This window comes from Oceaniferula spumae (assembly GCF_042849255.1).
In the GTDB taxonomy this organism is placed as follows: domain Bacteria; phylum Verrucomicrobiota; class Verrucomicrobiia; order Verrucomicrobiales; family Akkermansiaceae; genus Oceaniferula; species Oceaniferula spumae.
Map to the genome: position 1 here is coordinate 2,443,225 of NZ_AP026866.1, position 22,222 is coordinate 2,465,446.

Below are 22,222 nucleotides of genomic sequence, written 5' to 3' on the forward strand. Positions count from 1 at the left end.
CCCTTTGCCAATCTGAGCGCAACGGCCTGTCATCCTCACGGCTTCCTATCAACACTCCGTCCCTGCTGGTGATAGCGCTCAAGCTTCGCAGCGAAGCGGGCGACCACTTCCTTTTCTGCGGCGATCAGGTTCTTGCTCTCCGCTGGATCGTTGCCGAGGTGATAGAGTTGGGTCGGTTTCCTACGGGCGTTGGAAATCAGTTTCCAATCGCCGTCACGCAGGGCGAATTCTCCGTTTGCTGAGTGGGCCACCAAGTCCTGCCGCACCGCCTTGGTTGCGTCTAACAAGGTGGGTAAAAAATTCACCGAGTCCTCGGCGGCATCGTCTGGCAAGGAGTGCCCTACGATGGCCGCGACGGTGGCCATGAGGTCATTGACGCCGACCAACTGGCCGTTCACCGAGCCGGGTTTGATCTTGTCCGGCCAGCGGACGATGAACGGCACCCGGTGTCCGCCCTCGTAAATCGATCCCTTCTTGCCTCGCAGCGCGCCATTGGGTGAATGCCCGTTTTTGCGGGGAGCGAAGGAGCCGTTGTCGGAGGTGAAAATCACCAGCGTGTTCTCCGCGAGACCGGCTTTGGCGAGCGCCTTGTCGACCTGCCCCACGATGGCATCGACATGGTGGACAAAGTCACCGTAGGAACCATAGGAAGATTTCCCCACGTAGGCTTCACCGGGCATGACCGGCAGGTGCGGCGCGGTCAACGCGAAGTAGAGAAAGAAGGGACGGTCCTTCGTTGCCCCTCTGGTGCGGAGGTATTGCACCGCGCGGTCGGTGATGCGCGGCAAGACCTTGGTCTGATCCCACCCAGGGGTCGCCGGACCGTTGGAGCAGCCCTCCCTGATGCCCTTGAGCAAGGGTTCGGTCGGCTGAGTCAGGCATCGCTGGTTTTCGATCCACAGGTAGGGTGGCTGATTCACCATGTCATCGCCAAAGTAATAATCAAAGCCCGCGCCGAGCGGTCCGCCGCCGAGCTCTTGTGTGTAGTCGACTTTTTCAGCCAGCTTGACACGCAGCTTGTGGTTGGACTGGCCGATCTTAAGCGACGTCGGCATCGCAGTGCCGACAGCCGTCCTCCACTCCCAGCCGAGGTGCCACTTGCCGATGCAGGCGGTGTGATAGCCGTGCTGGTTGAGCATCGACGCCATCGTCAACCGCCCGTTTTCAATCAGCGGTCTGTCCCAGGCCCACAGCACCTGACGTTTCAGCTCCGTCCGCCAGGCGTATCGTCCGGTGAGCATTGCATAGCGCGTCGGTGAACAGACCGACGACGGCGTGTGAGCATCCGTGAAACGCATTCCCTCGCTCGCCAACTTGTCGAGATGAGGAGTCGGGATCTTGGAGTCCTCGTTGTAGCAACGCGCGTCTCCGTAGCCCATGTCATCGGCCAGAATCACCACGATGTTCGGCGGCTTCCCCTGCTCCGCCGAGTGGGCGAACGATGGCACGGCCACAGCCACGACACCGATCCATTTTGCAAGACCTCGTCGTAGCTTCATATGAATGTTCCGAATCAACATACCAGAAATCTAACAAATTTACCGACCTGACTGCTTAATCACCTTCAAGCGCGCCGACAGGCGCTGCACAATCTCGGGGTGCTTGGAGGCGACGTTGACCTTCTGCGTCACGTCCTCGGATAGATTGAAAAGCTGGACCGGTGCATCCGGTGACTGAATTTCGAAACGTTTCCGTTTCCACGCGGGTTCCTTTTTCCCACCGCTGCCTTGCAGCAAGACCCATTCGTTCTGCCGCAGGCCGAGATGCCCGCCGCCGCTGTGATAAACCAGCTCGGTCCGCACCGCCCCCTTGCCTAACAAGGTGTTCATGACGTTCATGCTGTCCTTCAGATCAGCAATCTTCGCTCCTGCCACGGCACCCATGGTCGCGTAGAGATCGGTCAGCAGGATCGGCTCGTCGACACGCTTGCCACCCTTGACTCCGCCCTCCGGCCAAGAGGCGATGAACGGCACACGGTGACCTCCCTCCCAGGAGTCCCACTTCATACCCCTAAGTTCCCCGGCAGGAAGATGACCGTGCTTCTGAATGATACCCTGCACTATTTCCGACGGGCCATTGTCGCTGGTCACGATCAATAGAGTATTTTCGAACAGACCGTTCTTCTTCAGCGCCTGAACAATTTTCCCGACTGAGTGATCCGTCTGCACAACAAAGTCTCCGTAGTAGCCGGCATCGCTTTTCCCCTGGAACTCCTTGGTCGGCACCACCGGCGTGTGGGGGGACGTCGTCGCGAACCAGAGGAAAAACGGCTTCTCCTTCGCGCCCGCCTCGTTGATATACTTCACCGCCCTCTCCGTGATCGTCGGCATCACCTTCTCCAGCTGCCAATCCTTCTCTCCCGGCCCGTCGCCGTGAATGTGGCCGCGGAAAGAGATCGGTTTTAAGTTGTTGGCACGGATATCCACCGGATCGCACGTCAGCCGACCGTTTTCGATAAAGGCATAGGGAGGAAAATTCGGCACGTCATCGCCGAAGTAATAATCGAACCCCACGGCAAGCGGCCCGCCGGTGATGGACTTGCTCCAATCAAACATCCGGTTCTTGGCAATACTGTTGCCGCCCTTGCGAGCCGCCTTCGGCGAGAAACCGGGAGCCCACGGCCAGTGAAAACCCAAATGCCATTTTCCGATGCACGCGGTGTCGTACCCCGACTTCTTCAGTATCGCCGAAATGGTCACCTCATCCGCACCGATCGCCGGCTCTTCCCAAGGCATCAAGACGCCCTTTTTGAGGATTGGGTTGCGCCATGCGTAGCGACCGGTGAGCATGGAGTAACGCGTGGGCGAGCAGATCGCGCTCGGCGAATGCGCATCGGTCAAGTAAACACCCTCACCGGCAAGTGCATCCATGTGCGGTGTCTTGATCTTTGATGCAGCGTTCAGAAACGACACATCACCGTATCCAAGGTCGTCTGTTAGGATAACGACAATATTCGGCTTTCGTTGATCGGCCATTATCTGCCCGATTCCGAGGAGAACTGCGAAAAGGAGTGCGGTGAGTCGAATCATTGTGCTGTTTATACGTTGTAAGAAAAGGCATCTTCCAGTCGCCACCCGTGGCCATGCATCGGCATCGGAATCGCCTGTGATGCGAGCGTGAACTCCTGAGATAATTAGGACAAAAAAGCGCGCCGGCATTGGGCGCGCTTGAATTTAAGAGTTATATCTGTCAGCCGATAGATCCCACTTAGCGGCGGCGGCGCATGATCAGCGCCAGACCACCCAGCCCGAGAAGGGCGGTGGAGGAAGGCTCTGGCACAGCAGTCAGCTGGATTTCGTAGGCCACCAAGTTGAAAGCCCCGGAAATCGCATCGATGGTCATGAAGCTACTGGGGGGAAGAGTGTAGGTGTTCCCGGACGGGGAACTCGCAAGGGTCGTTCCACCTTCGTGGATAATGTTGGCACTCTCATTCTGACTAGCGATAAACCCTCCGAAGCTCACTTCGTCAAAGCCATCGACAGTCACACCGCTGAAGGTGGAACTGACCAGAGCGACGGTTGCAGTCAAGGTGTCGTTCGTGCTGCCGTAGATCAATCCGCCACCATCTCTACCAACTGCTCCGTCACCACCGTAATTAGGCAAATAGGGGTTTGCAGCAACACCTGTGGTACCTGTTAAGGACACCGTCAACTGAATCGTTTCGTTCGCTGTGCCTCCCACGGAAGTGAGATCAACGTTTGTGAGGTCGTAGGTGATGATCCGATTATTTCCGCTGGTCGAGAAAGATTGGGCAATATTTCCGTTATCGCTGGTAAGCACGTTCCATCCGGGATTTCCGGGACCAGGAGAGATTACGTCGAGATTAATCGTCGCAGCGGATGCAACACAAGTGGCGCTTAGTAAAAGCGTAGCAGCAGCTAGGCTATTGAATATTTGGTTTTTCATGGGGTTGTGGATTTGGGTTTTTATTGGGCCTGTAGTTATGGGGACTCAATGATCCCTGTGTAATCGCGCGGTGCTAGATTTCAGGCCGACATCTCGAAGTTGGCTATGTTATGCAATTTAAGTCGAATGTCTTCGCACCATCGTCATTGACATGTAGCAAATCTTGCCATTCTCAGCGACACCAAGTGGCTTTCTAACAACAATGCCTCGACCGCGATTATCACATTCGATCTCGGTGGCACCTACGACCTTGCATCCCTCAACATATTAAATACTCGGAATGATGGCTATGCTTTCAACAACCCAGGCAGCGACAGTGAAACCGATTTTTTCACCGTGGCAGAGCAGCTGCAAATTCGGCATGCATAGGCAAGCCAAGCAGTGCGGTATCGCATACCCACCAAATTGTCTCTATTCTCGGAAACTGTGATGTTTCGGAACAATGTCGTTGACGTCCATCGTGAAACTACTCTTAACTATCATGCTATGAAAATTATTCACCTTACACACATGAAACTAATCTACACTCTGGGACTTTGCTCATTGATGAGCACCCAGGCATTTCCAGCCATAACATTCAGTGGATTGAACCCAGTGAATGGAAGCATCGTCGACGTCAGTGACGGCGCTGGCAACGGCACCACTTATTCAGGAACTTGGTCCGAGTCCAACACTGGCGCCTCTGGCGGGTGGTCTGTAACCATCACCTATACTGGAACTGGAGGCGACACCCTAAATTGGGAACCAAACGCCGGAGCATCCGTCGGTGTCGGCAGCGGCAACCTAAATGGCGGGGGACTGGTTCTGGATTTCCGAGGCGGAGCACTTAATGGGGTGGATGTGCTCAACATGGAGTTCTCAATGACAGCAGATCCCGGGTCATCGGTAGCCAACATAACCTATGCAGTGGGCCCGGTAAATGGCTCGTTTCCAGACTGGGGGGACGCAGTGCTCAACACGGGCGGCACCGAGATCGCGGACACAGGGGGTGGCCAAACCGCAAACTACAACCCTGCGACAGGTTTCATCGATCCGTCACCAGGCGGTCAAGCAAACACGAACCATAACTGGTATATTTCATTTGGCTCAGGAACCACGCTGAACTGGACTGGTGACAACCTACAGCGTGACACCCATATTTTTGGAGCTTCAGAGGCCTTCTTCGTGCCCGAGCCATCCTCCACGGCGCTGCTCGGTCTGGGAGGTCTCGCGATGATCCTGCGCCGCCGCAAATAAGATAGCTGCAACTAGCTTCCCATCTCTCACTCATCAAAGGCGACCCTCATCCGGTCGCCTTTTTTACGTCCACACATCTTGGAGGTGGTCGGATGCGCTGACCCTCATTTACGTTTTTTCGCCTCCATGCGCGGTTCAAAAATCCCTAGTTTGTGAGGCCTTGGTGATGCCCTCAATAAAAAAGCGAACCCAGCTATGGGCGCGCTTTTGATTGGATGCGTAAATCTGTTAGGTGACAGGCTCTGCCTAACGGCCGCGGCGGAGGAAGAATGCCAAAACTCCCAGACCAAGAAGAGCGGTGGAAGAAGGCTCAGGGATGGCGGTAATGGTCACAGTGCCATTGCCGTTGTCAATCGCGCTGACGCCGGTAATACCGGAGGAGGCGTTATAAACGATTTCCAAGGCATTGCCTGCGGAGGCACCACTCATTGGGTCTCGAAACAGGGCACCGGCAGGCCGGAGCCAGCCATCAGGTTTGCGTCCGGCGTGTTTTTCCACGCATGCCTTGCCTTGACCGGGGCGGCTACCTGAGGACTCGATAGGATCAACTTGTTAGGTGACGCGATGACGGCTGTGGCCGGATGAAAGACACCGTCTTCGCCTGCGACTTCAAACTCGCGCGGTGCCTGGCCATCTCTGGTCGCCAGGCCTTTGCCGGCGTGGTCGAAGCTGATGGTGATTTTTCCATCGGCGATCTTGTGGTCTTTGTAAACCGGGCCATCGGCTTCCACATCCTTGCCGTAGGTGTGCTTGAGCGCGAGTCCAGCCAGGCGCTCTCCCACTTGCCTTTTCTGCCCCGGATGAACGTTCTTGGCATTGCCCACATCGATGGTGACCGCCATCTCGCTGTTAGGAATTTCATCGGCGGCCTTCTGCTGTGCCAGCCACATGTGCGGGAGGGCTGTGTTCTTGTCTTTGGGATAGCGATACGGTGCAAGCTGGACGAAATAGAACGGCATGTCCTTCCCCCAGATCTCGCGCCAGCCGTTCACCAGCGCACGCTGGCGGTGGAAGTAGAGCGCGCCCTCGGACATGTTCGCCTCTCCTTGATACCAGATGGTGCCCTTGATCTTAAGGCGTGACAGCCCGTGGATCATGCTGTTGTAGCAGATCGGGTAGCGACTACGGGTCTGCGGATTGTTCTTGAGGTGCGCGGCCGGCTCCACCTTGTTCGCGCTGCGCAGCTTTTCATATTCCTCCGCTAGCTCGGGCACGGATTTCCAGCTATCCTCGGTGGTCCACGTCTCGATCCGCGAGCCCCCGTAGGCGGAAACAATGAGGCCCACCGGCACATCGCCGAGTTCTTGCTTCAGTCGGCGGCCGAAGTAATAGGCGACGGCGGAATAGCCGAGCTTGCCGCTGGTCTTTTCCAGGGTTCTGGGCACGCAGGGCCACCACTTGGAACCACGGATGTCATCTTCCGGCTCCTTGGCGAGCCTACGATTAACCGCAAACAACCTGAGATCCGGGTGAACGCCCTCTTTGATCGCCTGCTTGGCATTCTCGCTCACGCGCATGCCCCAGACCATGTTAGATTGCCCGGAGCAGAGCCAGACATCGCCCATGAGGATGTTTTTCAGCTCGATTTTGTTGTTCCCCTGCACCACCAGTTGGAGTGGTTTGCCTGGGCCGCGCTTTGGCAGGGTGACAGCCCATGCCCCCACGTCGTCTGCAGTGGCGCTGGCAGTGTCCGGCTCCGTCTCACCAGTGAGTGTGACGGCGACTTTTTCCCCAGCCTCGGCGGTGCCCCAGATAGTGATCGGCTGGTCTCGCTGGATCACCATGTTGCTGGTGAAAATATGCGACAAAGAGACATCGGCGGTGACCGCTAGAGGCGCGAGTGCGAGCAGGGAGAGGATGTTTTTTTTCATGGGGGCTGGAATCATGGGGGCTGTATACGCGTATCCTCTGCGGATTTTTCACAACGGGGGAGTGATGCAAGGTAATAGAGGGCTGCCGCGGAGACAACGCCTATCCAGTTGATGCACAATCTTTAGCGCACGGAGGCGTATCCCAATCTGATGATCTGGTGTGACCTCTGTGGATTGAACATTCAGAGGGTCATGAAAAGTTAGGAGCGATTTTTCAGCCTAACTTTACCAGCTGCACGGCCTCACTCACCAAGGTTTGGATTTCATCGAACTTTCCAGCATTAACCAGCGAGCGGTCAACCATCCAGGATCCACCGCATGCGGTCACGCTCGAGATTGCGAGATAGTCTGAAACGTTTCCGGCGTGGATGCCGCCGGTGGGGACAAATTTCATGTCTTGGTAGGGCGCGGCCATCGCTTTGAGCGTCTTGGCCCCACCGAACGCCTCGGCTGGGAAAAATTTCACATGGCTCAGACCGTAGTCCATCGCTAGCGCAATGTCGGAGGGAGTAATCGCTCCGGGGATAACCATCACACCCAGTTCCAGGCAACGCTCGATCACGCTGCGATGCATTCCCGGGCAGATGATGTAGCCAGCTCCAGCCTCCACCGCCATATCCACCTGATCAGCCGTAAGCACGGTGCCTGCACCTAACAGCACTTCTGGGTATTTGGAAATTTCGCGCATCGATGCCAGTGCAGCCGAGGTGCGCATGGTCACTTCCGCTACCGGTAACCCTCCCGCGATCAAGGCATCCGCTAATGGCGCTGCATCATCTTCGCGATCCAGCACAATCACCGGAACCAATCGATGGCTTTTCATCTGTTCCACAATGACCGCGTGAGCCTGCTCAACCTCTGACTTAGACATGATTCATGTTATAAATCACATCACCCGACTCACCAACCCAAATCATCCATATGGAAACTCATTGTTTCATATATGGATAAAATGAGTGGCGTGGCTGATTCGCGTATTGACCCGAAACAGCTACCGATCCACACCTTTATCCACAGTTTAAACCCCGTGTTCGTATATGAACAACTACCGCATCCCCAGCATCTCTAACACCTGCGCCATTTTCCAGCTCTTGACGTCCACCCGTAAGGCGATGAGTGCGAGCGAGATTGCCAAAGAGTTAGAGCTTCCTCGCACCTCCGTTTTCAGAGTATTGAAAACCCTTGAGGAGGAGGGCATGGTGCGCGGCGTTGGCAAAAACTACGTGATGGGACACCGCTTGATCAACCTCGGTCTGCAAGTCGTGTCGCAGATTCCCGAGCGCCAACTTTGCGTGCCGATCTTACGCGGTCTCACTGACGAAACCGGCGAGTCATCACACTTCGCCATCCTTTCTGGATCGAATTCGTTGTTGATCGAAGTCTGCGACAGCCCACACGCACTGCGAGTCGCCAGTCGACCTGGAACACTCGCCGATATGCACTGTTCCGCCTCCGGAAAATGCATGCTCGCCTATGCCTCCAATGAGGCACGTGAGGATTTACTCAATCGGATCAAATTCAACAAACGCACCGAGTTCACCCACACCAGCAAGGAATCGCTGCTTCCAGAACTCGAGGAGGTCCGTCGCCTCGGTTACGCGGTTGATAATGTGGAATATCACGATCATGTTCGTTGCCTTGGTGCTCCGGTGTTCAATGCCATAGGACAGGTCGCCGGAGCCATCGGCATCACAGCGGCCCGCTCAAGATTTCCCAAATCCCTCATCCCTGACATGGCCAAAACAGTCATCTCCGCCGCGAACAAACTCTCCGCTCAACTCGGTCACAAGCCCTAACATAATCACCTACATCAAATCATGAATAGCCACAGAACGGCTGATGACATCAGCTACAAATCACTCGACACCACCGGCCTGCGCGAACGCTTTTTGCTCCAAGACCTGTTCACAGAAGGCCAACTCCAGATGACCTACACAGACCTCGACCGCGCCATCGTCGGTTCCGCCGTGCCTACCGTAGAGCCCCTCGTCCTCGCCGCCGCTGATGCCCTGCGTGCCGACTATTTCTGCGAACGCCGCGAACTCGGTGTCATCAATATCGGATCCGCTGGCAGCGTCACCGTGGATGGCACTGGCTATGATCTCGCCTCCCGCGAGTGCCTTTACATTGGTCGTGGCAGCAAAAAAATCATCTTCGCCAGCGCCGCCGCCGGAGACCCGGCCCAGTTCTATTTACTCAGCTACCCAGCGCACACGGACTATCCCACCACGCACGCCAAAATCGAGGATGCCAACAAACTCGAACTCGGTTCCAAAGAAGAAGCCAACGAGCGCCATCTCTATCAATACATCCACCCAGCCGGCATCCAGTCCTGCCAGCTGGTCATGGGCTTCACCGAACTAATCACCGGCAGCATCTGGAACACCATGCCGCCGCACACCCATGATCGCCGCTCCGAGGTTTACATTTACTTCGATGTCGATACCGACCACCGCATCGCCCACTTCATGGGTCACCCGGACGAGACACGCGTGCTCTGGATGTCAGAAAAAGACGTCGCCCTCTCACCATCATGGTCGATCCACTGCGGCGCCGGCACCGGCAAATACTCCTTCATCTGGGGCATGGGCGGCGAGAACCAAGCCTTCGATGACATGGACGGCTTCCCTCTTTCCACGCTAAAGTAGGACAAGTTTGCAACTTGTCGGCAACCCAAGGAATAATCGTCCCCCGAAAAATTCGCGCCCATTCGCGGTTCAAAAACACCTCATGAAAAAAGCCAACATCCTCGTAGGAGTCCTCATCGGAGCACTCGCCGCCAGCGCGCTCTTTGCCTACCTCGGCCGGAAGCAGCTTAGCGGTGAGGGGGGATCTGGTGTTAGTCAGGAGCGCGTCATCAAGGTGGCGCACAACCTACCGAACTCCCACCCGGTGCACCAAGGCATTGAGCACTTCGCACGACGACTGGAGGCGCTGTCAGGTGGCAGGATGAAATGCGATGTCTTTCCCAACGGTCAGCTGGGCGACGAGACGGAATACTTGGAAAAACTGCAAGCAGGCTCGCTCGATATCGCCAAAACCAGCGCGGCTCCCATTGCTAACTTCGTGCCACGCATGAAGGTCTTCAGCCTGCCCTACCTGTTCCGTGATCGCGATCATTACTGGAGTGTGTTAGATGGGAAAATCGGCACCCATCTGCTGGAGGAACTCGAAACCCGCGACGGCGAGCACCCCTCCGGCATCCGTGGTCTGTGTTACTATGACGCCGGCAGCCGGAACTTCTACAGTGTTGGCGAGATCAAGGATCCAGCCGACCTCAAAGGCCTGAACATCCGCGTGATGAAAGACCCTATCGCCATCGCCATGACCAGCACGCTCGGCGCTAATCCAGTGCCCATGCCCGGCGGGGAAATCTATTCCGCCCTTCAGCGTGGCAACATCAACGGTGCGGAAAACAACCCACCCACCTTCGTCGCCCAGCGCCATTACGAGGTCTGCAAAAACTTCATCTTCGATCACCACTCCCGCATCCCCGACGTGCTCAACATCAGCAGCGCGCTGTGGAAAACCCTCACCGATCAAGAGCGCGAGTGGGTGCTCACCGCGGCTCGGGAGTCATCCCATTTCCAGCGGAAACTCTGGCAGGCGCAATCAGACGCTGCCGTGGAAGAGATGAAAAAAAATGGCGTCACCATCCGCGAGGCCGACATCTCTGCCTTCCAAAAAGCCGCCGGTCCATCGCGCAAAGATTTCCTAACAGGCGAAGTAAAAACCTACGCTGAACAAATCGAGTCCGCCCAATAGCTCCGGCTCCCCAGAGCCGTAATTTCCCACTTCCCATCCATGCTCTCCCTGCTTACCAAATCACTCAAGTGCATCTCCGCCAGCTGTCTGGTGGTGCTGTTGCTGGTGGTGCTGTTAGGCATTCTCTCCGCCCGCTTCGGCTTGGCCATCGCATGGACCACAGAGCTGGCTGAGTTTCTGTTAGTCTGGACCGTGATGTTCGGTGGTGCGTTGGCCTATCTGGAACATTCCCACCTAGGCGTGGACATCCTCATCAACAAGGCAGATCCCTCAGCCCGGGCGCTCACCCAGAAGCTTGGCCATCTGCTGATCGCCATGTTTGCCCTGCTGGTCATGGTCATCGGTGGCTTCCAGCTATTTCAAGCCCGCTGGGACTCCGCCCAGGTGCTGCCTGCGCTCGGCATTCGCAAAGCCTGGTTCTATTTCGCCGTGCCAGTCTCCGGCATCCTCATCACCCTCACCTCCATCCTCCACCTCCTCATCCCCGTGGAAACATCCAAATCCTAACTGGGCGCCCCAGCGCCGCCCCCCCGATTTCCTAATCCCCGTTTCCCAATCCCTATCCCATGACCCTCGGCCTTGCCATTCTCATTGTTGCTTTCATCAGCTTGCTGCTGCTGGAGGTGCCCGTGGCCTTTGTCGTCGGCATCGCCACCGCTCTGGCAGCTCTGGCACTTGGAAACCACGGTGTCGCCGAAGCCATTTCCAGCGACATGGCCAATGCCGTGGATGAGTTCGCCCTGCTGGCTATCCCCTTCTTCATCCTCGCTGGCGACCTCATGGGTGCCGGAGGTCTGGCGCGTCGACTGATCAACTTCGCCTCGGTCATCGTGGGACGACTGCCCGGTGGCCTCTCCATGGTGAACACCCTGAGCTGCATGTTGTTCGGATCGATTTCCGGCTCCGCCGCGGCCGCCGTTTCCTCCATCGGAAACACCTTGATTCCGGAGATGAACAAGAAGGGTTACGACAAGGACTTCAACGTCGCTGTCACCACCTCCGGCTCCATCACCGGCCTGCTTATTCCGCCGAGTAATGTGATGATCGTCTTTGCCGTGGTGGCTGCGAACATCTCGGTATCCGATCTCTTCCTAGCCGGTGTCTTCCCAGGACTTCTGTTAGGACTGGCGCTCATGGCGGTCTGCATCATGGTCTCCATCAAGCGCGGCTACGGTGCGGCGCCGGATGCCACGTTCCCCAAATTCTGGCCCTCCCTGCTCAGCGCGTTACCCAGCCTGATGCTGGTGGTCATCGTCATTGGCGGTATTTTCAAAGGATGGTTCACCGCCACCGAGGCATCCGCCATCGCGGTGGTGTGGTCGTTTCTGTTAGCTGTTATTTTTTACCGCGAAATCCCACTCAAGGATCTCGGTGCCCTCGTCGCCCGCTCCGCTCGCACCACCGGAGTGGTGATGCTGCTGATCGCCACCAGCTCCGCCATGAGCCAGCTGCTCACGGCCGAGCGCGTGCCGCAGATGGTCAGTGCCACCATGCTGGCGCTGTCTGAGAACCCAATCCTGATCCTGCTGATCATCAACGTAGTGCTGCTCATCGTGGGCACTTTCATGGATATCACGCCGGCTATTTTAATTTTCACACCGATCTTTTTACCAGTCGCCATCGGTCTCGGCATGGACCCCATCCACTTCGGCATCCTGATGATTGCCAACCTCTCGATCGGCCTGTGCACGCCGCCTGTGGGCACCTGCTTGTTTGTCGGTTGCTCCGTGGGCAAGACGCGCATCGCCGGTGTTTCACGTGAGATGATCCCCTTTTACATCGCCATGATCCTCGTGCTCATGGTCATCACCTTCTGGCCATCGCTTTCGCTGTGGCTTCCCAATTCCATCAAATAACCCGGCTCCCCAGAGCCGCATTCAACCCATTCCCCAATCCCAACTTCCAATGAACCATTTCAACCTAACAGGAAAAACCGCCCTCGTCACCGGCTGCAAACGCGGCATCGGATTTGCCATGGCTGAAGGCCTGGCCGAAGCCGGAGCCGACATCATCGGCGTCTCTGCCAGTTTGGAAAAATCCGGCAGCAAGATTGAAAAAGCCGTGCAAGCCACCGGCCGAAAGTTCACCGGTTACCAAGCGGATTTCTCAGATCGCGAGTCACTCTATCAGTTCATCAAAGAACTGAAGGAAAACCACGGTACGCCCGACATCTTGGTCAACAACGCCGGCACCATCATGCGCGCTCCTGCCGCCGAACACAGCGATGCCTACTGGGATCAAGTCATCGATGTGAACTTGAACTCCCAGTTCATTCTCTCACGAGAAATTGGCGCAGACATGATCGAGCGCGGCAGTGGAAAAATCATCTTCACCGCCTCCCTGCTCACCTTCCAAGGCGGCATCACCGTGCCAGGCTACGCCGCATCCAAGGGCGCCATCGGCCAGCTGACCAAGGCGCTTTCCAATGAGTGGGCCGGCAAAGGCATCAACGTCAACGCCATCGCCCCAGGCTACATCGCCACCGATAACACCCAAGCCTTGCAAGACGATCCAGTTCGCTCCGAACAAATCCTCAGCCGCATCCCCGCCGGACGCTGGGGCGAGCCATCCGACTTCAAAGGCCCCACCGTTTTCCTCGCCTCCAACGCATCCAACTACGTCAACGGCGAAGTCCTCGTGGTCGATGGAGGCTGGATGGGACGATAGAAATCTTCACCATGACTCCCAAGTCATCATATCTGGGCGTCGCCCTCGTTGCGTGGTTGACTATCGCGTTGCCAGTGATCGCAGAACCCACCCCTACGCCTCTGCCAGAGGGCCAGATCAAAGCCCACCGCATAGCCTCAGACGTTTTCAATCCCGGCTGGGACTGGTCGCGTTTCCCAGGAGCCACCGTCACCCGACTTTCGTTAGATAAAGCCGAACTCCTCGTCATGGCTTTGAATAGAAACGCCAAGTCGAACCCCGCCAACAGCGGTTTAAAAGCGCAGAAATCTTTTCACTGTTTTAACGATATCATCGTATGCCTCGGCAGCTCGATCAGCCATCCTAACAGCAAGGATCCGGTCGAAACCTTACTCTTCCAGCAGCACCTTAAAAAAGCTGACCATCCAATCGGAATCAATGGCAAAGACGTTAGCGCCCTCCCCTACGACAAAACCTTCACATCACCCACCCTGCTGTGCGATGTTGTAGGGAATTATTACCACATCCCCGGTAAACAGGACCTGCGCATCTCCCGCCAGAGCAGCCACACTAACTCTCACCAGGCTCGCGCTTGGCTCGATCACGGCACACAGACCAAAAATGCGTCCTACCACTACTCGGTGCTCGTATCCCCGAACAAAGAACGCGTGGAAGCATGGAAAAATTCCCGTGGCTACACTCTGCTACGCCACGACTCCGGTGCCCACATCGTGGCGGCAGGAAACACCACCAGCTACGCTCTTTTCAAAGCCGGCAAAGCCGAAGCCGTGCCGCAAGAAGGCAAACCAAACCCAGCCGTCATTAAGGTCTCAGCCCCCTGTCTAATCATCACCAAGCTAGAAGAAAACACTCTCAAACTCTACCTAACAGGTTCAGATCTCCGCACGCCATCGGAAGAAGACGAAATTTTCAATTCCAAAGGCAACGGCCCCATCATCGTCACTCTCAACGGGCCATACACCCTGCAAAGCGGCATTGGCGTCGCCGCCACCACAGTCGATGGCAAAACTACCCTCAACTTCAACACGGACCGAGGCCGCACCCTACGTTGTGTTCTCAAATAATCCCCCCATTAAATTCCACCTCTCACAGCTCGTCTGTCTATGCACACTGCTCTTTACACCCCATGGGACATTCACCAAGGAGGTGCCACAGCCGGGTTACCAGAACTTCGAAAACGGACTGTTTAACACATGGAAAAGCACTGGCGCCAGTAATCTCTCGACATTATCCGCACGCTACAAATCAGGCTCACAGTCTCAAGTGGATCATCATGCTCAAGAAGTCAGAAGCGGGTCTGAAACTCAGCACCGTGTGCCCGGACATCAAACGCACCGAGCCTCTGGGCATCACCCTCGGCGGCTTGTGGAAAATCGGCCCGACCAAAAGTAATCCCGTCGAAATCTCCCATAAAGATGGCATCACCATCCCTCAGCATAGAGCCAGATTACTACATGCCGCTCGAATATGAACTAGTGCCTAATTCGTAAAGTTCATTGTCGTAAAACGAGCATGACAAAGACCGGCTAACTCTCTATGATTGAAAAATGCAGCGTATAGCGACCAAGACATTCATAAACTATGAACTCTAAATTACTAACAAGACTAATTCTTCCCACTCTCATCCAAGGAACATCAATAGCCGCCTCCGTAAGCTATAGCGTGGAGACAAATATCGGCCCGTCTGGAACCTTATTTTCCGATGCTGGCAATCGTGATAACTGGACAGGATCCGATATAGGAAACTGGCGAGCTCAGAGCCAATCCGGGCTGATTTATCTTCGTAACCACAACGGCGGGGATGACATCATCACGCGCACAAACGATTCCAACTTCAGCTTCACTATCGGTCCTGCTGTCACCTCATTTTCGATCCTAATTGATGCTCGTATCGATACATTCTGGGAGGCTGGCATTAATGCCTCCGGAGGTGGCCCTCAACTCCTCATTGGAGGCGATTTCAACGACAGCAACAATTTCTTCATCAACTTCAATGGAACCCGATACAATAGCGACGCTGGCTTAGCCAACGTGGGTACAAACGGTGGAAACATTGCCACTCTGAGGCTCGATTACGATGTAATTAATGGCACTGCCGATCTTGTCTACGATCCGTCTGGAGCCAATCAAGTCCTAGTCAACGACGCTGCACTGAACATCACGGCCACTCAGATTCAAAACATGGATCAGCTCTACGCTCGCGCTGGCAATCAATTTGCCGGGGCTGGTAACTGGACGATTACCACGGTGCCGGAACCATCCAGCGCCGCGCTGCTCGGTCTCGGGGGACTCGGCCTGCTTCTGCGACGCCGGAAGTAATACCTACTCTCTGAAAAGTCAGCCCATCCAGCCTGATTCGGTAGGATGGGCTTTTTCATTCTTAGCGAAGGTCCCTGATGGACTTTAGCTTGTCCTTGGGCTGGGGTGCTTTTTTGACCGTGGTGATGGTTTTCTGAATCAGGATCTTCCATTTGTCATCCTTCTTGCTGTAGGAGGCCTCGGCTTTGTTGAGTTCAGGCAGCACGGCTTTGGCGTGGCCTTGATAGCTGGTTACCACATTGGCAGCGCGTGGGATTCTGGCGTTTCTACCCCAGGAGTTTTCTGCCACGAGATCGGCGGCGATTTCCAGACCCTCTTTGAGTTTCATACTGGCCAGCACCTCGACGCAGGAAACACGAAGACCGTTAGAAAACATGACATTGCCTGGAGGTGGCTGTATGGCACGTTTGTAAATTTGCGGCAGTAAATCGATCTGCTCCTGTTTCGGCAAGTAACGGACTCCCATGGCGATGCGCGAGGAAACCAGAGCGTCTTCATCATCCATTAGGATTTTGATCGCTGAGACAGCCATCTTCCGGTCCTCGATTCCCGTTAACAGATCACCTATCATTTTACCTCTGGCTCCCAAGGGGAAAAAGATGTCGGATAGCTTTTGAGTGAATACGGGGCTTTCTTTTTTCACCCTAACAAGATGTTTGAACACACTGGCGACGGCACGGGATTTATTTAGTCTGGCAAGTGTTTGCATCGCTGCCAGACGGACTCTCAGATCAGAGTCTTCCAGCATCTTCGCACACATATCAAAATCTGATAACGAGCTCACCGCAGCGACCCTTTCCAATGGGTCCGTGGCCTTCAATCCAGTCTCGGCGCCAACTAACATCTTGCGCTTTCTCATCTCCTTCTCGGCACGCATCCGCGCGACTGGTGACCACGATGAAAGGGTCTTTTTCAGCACATCAGCCGAAGCTCCCTTGTAGCTGACTCTTCCGGCGCTGATGTTCTCTTTATTTTCTTCCGTCGTGAAGGCTTTGATGCTGGATGGTTTTTTACCGGTCAGGCGTAGTTGTTTCCGTGCGACGGCATAATGCAGGAGGTAGGCTCCCGGACAGTCCCAGCCGGAGTGCGCGCTGTTAGACCGTTCATTAGGATATCCCTGATAGCGATATTTGTGTTCAGAGTCGCGGGCCAAATCGTAATACCAGCCGAATTCCTTCAGCCACATTCCGGTGGACTCCGGACCACCTAAGGCAACAGCTGGCAATGACCACAGCATGTTGAAAAAGTTACCGGTATGCCCCTGCTCGCGGTCGCTGCCGTAGGATGCCATCGCGGTTCTGGCGTAGTAACGGGTCGCCATATCATCGCCTAACAAGTTAAAGAACAATGCACTGGCCGAGTTTTTGCCATTGTCATCGTGGCCATATTGCGTGGTGGGTGGTCCGTCACCATAGGGAATGGCACCCAGACCAACGTGACGTCGGAAAAAGTGCGCGCTCTCGGTGATGCACTTGTCGAGATTGGGAACATCGATGCCGCACTCTCTCGCCAGCGTCAGCGACATCACCACAGGAACGCCCACGGCATTGACCGCGCCATAGCCGCGAAGTCGGTGGTTGTTAGGGTCCACAAAACTGTGCCCCCACGTGCTCAATGGCCCACGACCAGCGACGAGGTGTCCGCTGAGGCGTTTGATTTCAGGAAGGACTTTTTGATCCTTTGTTAGAAGATAATATTCGCTCAGGAAAAGGTTGGTAAAAGCAAAGTGCCAGCACGGTAGGCCGATCTCTGGCGACAGAGGTTTTCGCACCACTTTGTGAGCGTAGTTTTTCACCAGCTCCAGATATTGTTCATCCCCGCTGGCGAGCAGGGCCAGAGCATTCAGATGGGTGGCAATCCCCACCTTGCCCAAGCCACGTTTGGCCAGAGCTGCACATCCTTGATCGAGCAAGATACTTGATTTTTTACAATCGTAGGGCGCGGTGTTAGAGAATGCCGGCAACTTCGGAAGAGCAATGGTCACCTGCTCGGTTTTGCCTCCACGAAAGCGCTGGAGGACAAACTTGCCATCGGCAGCCTGAGCCGAACCCAAGGCCTTGGCAAAAGTGATCCGAGCATCGCGATCAAACCGCTTCGCTCCGATTCCTAGAATGACGTCTCCTTTTTTCAATACCCCGTCCGCAGCTCCGCCTTTGGCCACTTGGGTAATGAGGATCTGGCGTGACGACGATGTATTTCCCTCCGCAGCAATTCCTTTGCTCACCTGGCACCAGCCGCGTGCACCGGTCGGCCCGAGTGTCCAATCGTGTGAGGCATTCTTCGGTAGCTGGTCTCCGGCGGTGAAATCTAAGATTTTGTTAGGTAGGGCAGGATCCTTCGCCAGTGCTTGAAATGAGAGCACGAACGGTAGCGCTACGAAGCAGAGCCGTTTCAATCGTTTTGGCACTGGCAATAACAGGGACAGGGTCATCATAGCCCGAAAACATGCCGTAGACAGCCAGTAAGTCAATCAAGCCAACGTCAATAACTGGGGCAATCTTTGCCCTCATTTTAGTGATTGGATTACGATTCTGACCTCATTTTTATGTAATCACGTGAATGCCAAAATATTAAGGGAGGCTTAAATTCACAAGACCTATATGATTTAGGACATTTAAACACCATTGACCTGTTGCTTGATATTCCATAAAACCAAATGATGAGATCCTCGTTATTCCCTTCAGGCGGAAGCTTATTGCTCACTCTTTTTGTGTGCTCTGCTATCATGATGCCTCTCGCCGAAGCCAATCATCCTAATATCCCCCTGGAGCAGGATACGGATGGTGATTTACAGTTCGACCGCGTCGATCCGGATGACGATGATGACGGTCGCCCTGACAACGAGGACTTTGCGCCCTTGGACGAAAATATTCAAGATCCGCCACTGTTGACCGAGGTCATCACAGCCCACGCCGATGCGGGTATTCGCAGCAACAACTCTACCTCCAACTACGGTTCTGACGCATTTATCCAGATGCGCGGCAGCAACCGCAAAGCCTACCTGGCTTTTCAGGTCAATGTTCCCGGAGTGATCGAAGCGTCGAGGTTGTCGATTTACCGGCTCGACGAACCTGACGCCCTGCCTGTCTTCACCCTACCTCAGGGAAATCCAGCCGCACTTTGGGACGAAGAGGAAATCACTTGGGACAACGCGCCTAACGGTTTACTGCAAGATCTCTCCGCATCGATTCCTGCCGGTGCCGCCAACAGCCGCAGCGAAGTTGCCTTGCCCAGCATGCCGCCAAACCCTGCCACCGTGAGTTACGTGCTGGAGGAATCCGACGACAGCGGCGTGCAGGAAATAGCAACCCGTGAAGCCGGCGCTTCTCAGGCACCACGCCTGGAGGTGGACTATCGCCCGGACCCTGATTTACGACTAATTGTCCAATATAACACCAATGTGCGACCTAACATCAACGGCAGCGGTCCGCAGATTTCGTTCCAACTGTCACAGGCACCGACGCATCCGGTCTACGTACCATTGGCGCTCACCGACACCGACTCCGCCAAGCTGGTCGATGGCAGCGATGCCCCTGTTTCCCTACTGATTTTTGATGCAGGAAACTGGAACACGCCCGTGGTGCTCACGCTCAAGGGCATGAACGATGGCGGCAGCTACCAAGGCCCGTTGCCACTGACCCTGCAACTCCTGCCGCTCCACAGCGAGGACCCTGCCTTTTCCGGAAACAACCCTCTCGATGAGGATTTTGAAATCGACACGCTCTCGCTGCCCACACTGGTCGATCAGACCATCGCTGTGGGATCGCCATGGGAGCTCGACATTGCCGCCACACCTGGCGTGAATGATCCGGATGTGGTCTTTGAGGTTGTCGAAGGACCAGTTGGCCTGCACATCACCGAGGGAGGCGGACTGCTTTCCATGCGCCCTACCACGGACCAAATCGGCACTCACACGGTCACCATCCGCTACTCCGATAGCAACGGTGGCTCGATCACCAAGACCATTAATCTCGAAATCATCGCAGGCGGCGGTAATCCGTCCGGACTATACGTCTCTCCGAATACCGGCAGCGACACCACCGGCGATGGCAGCGCGGGCAACCCCTACGCGACGATCCCTGCCGCCCTTGTCGTGGCCACTCCAGGTGACTCCGTCTTCGTCCGTGGCGGCCGTTACGAAATGAGTCTAACACGTATTGAAAATGTGGCCGGCACAGAGGCCAATCCCATCCTGATCCGGCCACTACCCGGAGAACGGGTCACCTTCGATTTCGCCGACAGCATTTGCTTTGACTTCGAAGACACGGCGGACTGGATCGAGCTGCGTGAATTTGAAATCGACGGCGGAACAGACGCGATTGACCACTGGGAAGCGCTGGCTCGCAGCTGGTGGGATCTGGACAAAGAGTTGCCCGGCGGCGGCATCGCAGTGCACGTCGACGGCACCCACATCACCATCAAGGAGTGCGTGATTCACGATTGTTTTCAAAAGGGAGTCAACATCGAGTATGCCCGCTACGTCACGGTGCGTAACAACGTCATCTATAACATCGGCCACGCCTCGCTTTCCGGTGGCCACGGCATCATGCGCAAGTGGGCCGAGGCGAACTTCGAGGACCCAGGCAACCCACTCTACGATCCTGCGGAGACAGATGAGACCGGCAGCGGCACGGGCTACGGTCTCGGAGGATTCCGCTACCGCTGGGATCTTCACGGCAACCTGATTTTTGGCGTCGAGCAGCGCATTTACTCCTGGGTTAATACCAAGCCACAGAGCGTCTTTATCCTCGATGAAGGCAAGTCCGTACTGATCGATCTAACTACCGATCAGAACATGGCCGCGCGCATCGCCCACAACGTCTTGGCCTACGGTGCTATCGACCACATCCGCCTGAAACCGACCCCGAACCTGGAGGTGCACCACAATGCAATCTACGGAAACTGGGCCCAAGAACTGGCCGACGGCATCACGGAAAAAGGCAGCGTCTCTGGCATGCCGGGCATGCACCTCTGGCGCAACGCGGTGATGACTGGTCCGGGGCACTACGACTACGATCTCGTCCAGACCTATTCCCCCGGAACGGATTACACCACGAACAATGGTGCGGGGACACTCTACCTGGCCGACAACGTGCACGCCGGAGGCGGTGAAAACCGCGACGGTCTGACCGGCATCACCGATCTCGGTGCGGCAACGCAGCTCTTTGTCGATGCCGATGGCGGCGACTTCTACCCCGGGCCAGCCATGCCGGCGAACACCGGCCCATCAACCAACCATCTGGATAAGCTCTACGAGCTGGTTAATGACTGGGGAGTTCGCGTGCGTGGCACCGGTTGGGAGCACGATCACCGTCGTATGGTCGAGTCCATCCTCGCGAACAAGGAAAGCCACTTCCCAGGCAATTTCATCAATCCAGTATTCGGCCCTACGCAGTATTCCGGTGAAGAAGATCATTTCTCCATCTACTTCGAAGTGGTCGACAACGACTGGCATGGCAGCTCCAGTGACGCCTACGGCACTTTCCAGATCATCCTGCACAAGGAATATTCGGATTGGTTTTTAGCAGCCAACCCAAGCTTCCACCCCGACAACCACGACTATGGCGGCGGTGGCGCGGCCAAGCGACGTGCCATCGACGACACCACCGTGACCTGGGGCTCGCGTACGCTGGCTGTGGATTTCACCCCCACCGCCAGCCAGACACAATGGATGAACATCGGCGGCACCACGGTGCATAAGCAATATCATCAGATCGAGGTACTCAGTGGCAATGATGCATTTGGAGATCCACTTACTGCCACCCTGGGAGGAACCTTGGAAGTCAGTCTGGTGGACAGCTTCGTGCCGCAAATAGGCGACCGCTTTGTGTTGGTAAAAGCACCGTCCATCAATGGTAGCTTTGCGACCACTAACTTGCCGACCCTGCCGGCCGGACGGACTTGGCTCGTCGAGCAGACCTCCACCGAATATGCACTGGTGGTCACCACCGACGGCTCATTGCTGATCGATGACTGGCGCACGGTTGCCGGACTTGCCGCCGACGGAAGCGAGGACTGGATCGACGCCAATGGCGACGGATTTCCCAACGTGTTCTCTTTTGTGTTCAACCTGGACAATCACGACGACCCGAGCGTGGCACTCATCGATCGCAACCCGCTAGGCGTGGTGGCAGCAGATCCCACACCGGCCGCCGGCGCCCCGGACGGGACTTGGACATTCACCTACACCCGCCTGATCGACCCCACTGGCAACGGCCTCGCCATCGTGGAACAGCTCAGCACCGATCTGTCTCAGTGGGACCCCGTAACCGACCTAACCGAAGGCGTGGACTATGAGCGCAACGTGACCGGCATTGACGCGGACTATGAACAAGTCGCTCTAACATTCCCGATCATGCCGCAGCGACAATTCATCCGCTTGCAAGTCAACACGATCCCTTGATGAAACTAAGGTCATTGAAACCAACAAGGAGAAATTTGGTAATGAGGTTGACTGT

Annotated in this window: 18 protein-coding genes; 11 read left to right on the top strand and 7 right to left on the bottom strand. The window is 55.8% G+C overall.

The window, feature by feature from the left end; translation table 11 throughout:
* Positions 1-35: 35 nt before the first annotated feature.
* The 3 genes from ACSPJT_RS10110 to ACSPJT_RS10120 form a co-directional block, all read right to left on the bottom strand.
* Entirely contained in the window at positions 36-1,499 is a 1,464-nt protein-coding gene (locus ACSPJT_RS10110; RefSeq protein ID WP_435892424.1) for a sulfatase family protein, read from the bottom strand.
* 39 nt (positions 1,500-1,538) lie between these two features.
* Positions 1,539-3,029, bottom strand: a complete 1,491-nt coding sequence (locus ACSPJT_RS10115) for a sulfatase family protein (protein WP_435892425.1) — start codon at positions 3,027-3,029, stop codon at positions 1,539-1,541.
* Between the two features lie 178 nt (positions 3,030-3,207).
* A complete protein-coding gene (locus ACSPJT_RS10120) occupies positions 3,208-3,906 on the bottom strand; it encodes a PEP-CTERM sorting domain-containing protein (RefSeq protein WP_435892426.1) in 699 nt (232 codons plus the stop codon).
* 510 nt (positions 3,907-4,416) lie between these two features.
* Between ACSPJT_RS10120 and ACSPJT_RS10125 the strand changes: the two genes are divergently transcribed.
* The gene (locus tag ACSPJT_RS10125; protein WP_435892427.1) at positions 4,417-5,142 is read left to right on the top strand and encodes a PEP-CTERM sorting domain-containing protein; all 726 of its coding nucleotides are present in this window, start codon (positions 4,417-4,419) and stop codon (positions 5,140-5,142) included.
* Between the two features lie 246 nt (positions 5,143-5,388).
* Here the strand turns inward: ACSPJT_RS10125 and ACSPJT_RS10130 are convergent, their stop codons facing one another.
* The 3 genes from ACSPJT_RS10130 to eda all read right to left on the bottom strand — a co-directional run bounded on the left by ACSPJT_RS10130 (position 5,389) and on the right by eda (position 7,884).
* Positions 5,389-5,571, bottom strand: coding sequence for a PEP-CTERM sorting domain-containing protein (locus tag ACSPJT_RS10130; RefSeq protein WP_435892428.1), 183 nt, complete (start codon positions 5,569-5,571; stop codon positions 5,389-5,391).
* Positions 5,568-7,013 carry a sialate O-acetylesterase gene (locus ACSPJT_RS10135; protein WP_435892429.1) on the bottom strand — a complete coding sequence of 482 codons (1,446 nt, stop codon included), beginning with the start codon at positions 7,011-7,013 and terminating at the stop codon, positions 5,568-5,570. The genes ACSPJT_RS10130 and ACSPJT_RS10135 overlap by 4 nt, the downstream gene beginning before the upstream one ends.
* 214 nt (positions 7,014-7,227) lie before the next feature.
* Positions 7,228-7,884, bottom strand: a complete 657-nt coding sequence (gene eda / locus ACSPJT_RS10140) for a bifunctional 4-hydroxy-2-oxoglutarate aldolase/2-dehydro-3-deoxy-phosphogluconate aldolase (protein ID WP_435892430.1) — start codon at positions 7,882-7,884, stop codon at positions 7,228-7,230.
* 166 nt (positions 7,885-8,050) lie between these two features.
* On the opposite strand from eda, the gene ACSPJT_RS10145 reads away from it, so the two are divergent.
* The 9 genes from ACSPJT_RS10145 (at position 8,051) to ACSPJT_RS10185 (ending at position 15,764) form a co-directional block, all read left to right on the top strand.
* Positions 8,051-8,809 (top strand): IclR family transcriptional regulator, encoded by a 759-nt coding sequence (locus ACSPJT_RS10145; RefSeq protein WP_435892431.1) that lies wholly within the window; start codon positions 8,051-8,053, stop codon positions 8,807-8,809.
* Positions 8,810-8,830: 21 nt separating this feature from the next.
* The gene (gene kduI, locus ACSPJT_RS10150; RefSeq protein WP_435892432.1) at positions 8,831-9,661 is read left to right on the top strand and encodes a 5-dehydro-4-deoxy-D-glucuronate isomerase; all 831 of its coding nucleotides are present in this window, start codon (positions 8,831-8,833) and stop codon (positions 9,659-9,661) included.
* Between the two features lie 82 nt (positions 9,662-9,743).
* Positions 9,744-10,778, top strand: coding sequence for a TRAP transporter substrate-binding protein (locus tag ACSPJT_RS10155; RefSeq protein WP_435892433.1), 1,035 nt, complete (start codon positions 9,744-9,746; stop codon positions 10,776-10,778).
* A gap of 39 nt (positions 10,779-10,817) precedes the next feature.
* Positions 10,818-11,285 carry a TRAP transporter small permease gene (locus tag ACSPJT_RS10160; RefSeq protein ID WP_435892434.1) on the top strand — a complete coding sequence of 156 codons (468 nt, stop codon included), beginning with the start codon at positions 10,818-10,820 and terminating at the stop codon, positions 11,283-11,285.
* Positions 11,286-11,344: 59 nt separating this feature from the next.
* Entirely contained in the window at positions 11,345-12,634 is a 1,290-nt protein-coding gene (locus ACSPJT_RS10165; protein WP_435892435.1) for a TRAP transporter large permease, read from the top strand.
* A gap of 49 nt (positions 12,635-12,683) precedes the next feature.
* Positions 12,684-13,445, top strand: coding sequence for an SDR family oxidoreductase (locus ACSPJT_RS10170; RefSeq protein ID WP_435892436.1), 762 nt, complete (start codon positions 12,684-12,686; stop codon positions 13,443-13,445).
* A gap of 11 nt (positions 13,446-13,456) precedes the next feature.
* Positions 13,457-14,509 (top strand): polysaccharide lyase family 8 super-sandwich domain-containing protein, encoded by a 1,053-nt coding sequence (locus ACSPJT_RS10175; RefSeq protein WP_435892437.1) that lies wholly within the window; start codon positions 13,457-13,459, stop codon positions 14,507-14,509.
* Positions 14,510-14,718: 209 nt separating this feature from the next.
* A complete protein-coding gene (locus ACSPJT_RS10180; protein ID WP_435892438.1) occupies positions 14,719-14,916 on the top strand; it encodes a hypothetical protein in 198 nt (65 codons plus the stop codon).
* A 110-nt stretch (positions 14,917-15,026) separates the two neighbouring features.
* Positions 15,027-15,764 carry a PEP-CTERM sorting domain-containing protein gene (locus ACSPJT_RS10185; protein ID WP_435892439.1) on the top strand — a complete coding sequence of 246 codons (738 nt, stop codon included), beginning with the start codon at positions 15,027-15,029 and terminating at the stop codon, positions 15,762-15,764.
* A gap of 61 nt (positions 15,765-15,825) precedes the next feature.
* On the opposite strand, the gene ACSPJT_RS10190 is transcribed toward ACSPJT_RS10185, so the two are convergent.
* Positions 15,826-18,198, bottom strand: a complete 2,373-nt coding sequence (locus ACSPJT_RS10190; protein ID WP_435892440.1) for a DUF6288 domain-containing protein — start codon at positions 18,196-18,198, stop codon at positions 15,826-15,828.
* A gap of 291 nt (positions 18,199-18,489) precedes the next feature.
* On the opposite strand from ACSPJT_RS10190, the gene ACSPJT_RS10195 reads away from it, so the two are divergent.
* A complete protein-coding gene (locus tag ACSPJT_RS10195) occupies positions 18,490-22,167 on the top strand; it encodes a CBM96 family carbohydrate-binding protein (RefSeq protein WP_435892441.1) in 3,678 nt (1,225 codons plus the stop codon).
* Positions 22,168-22,222 lie beyond the last annotated feature (55 nt).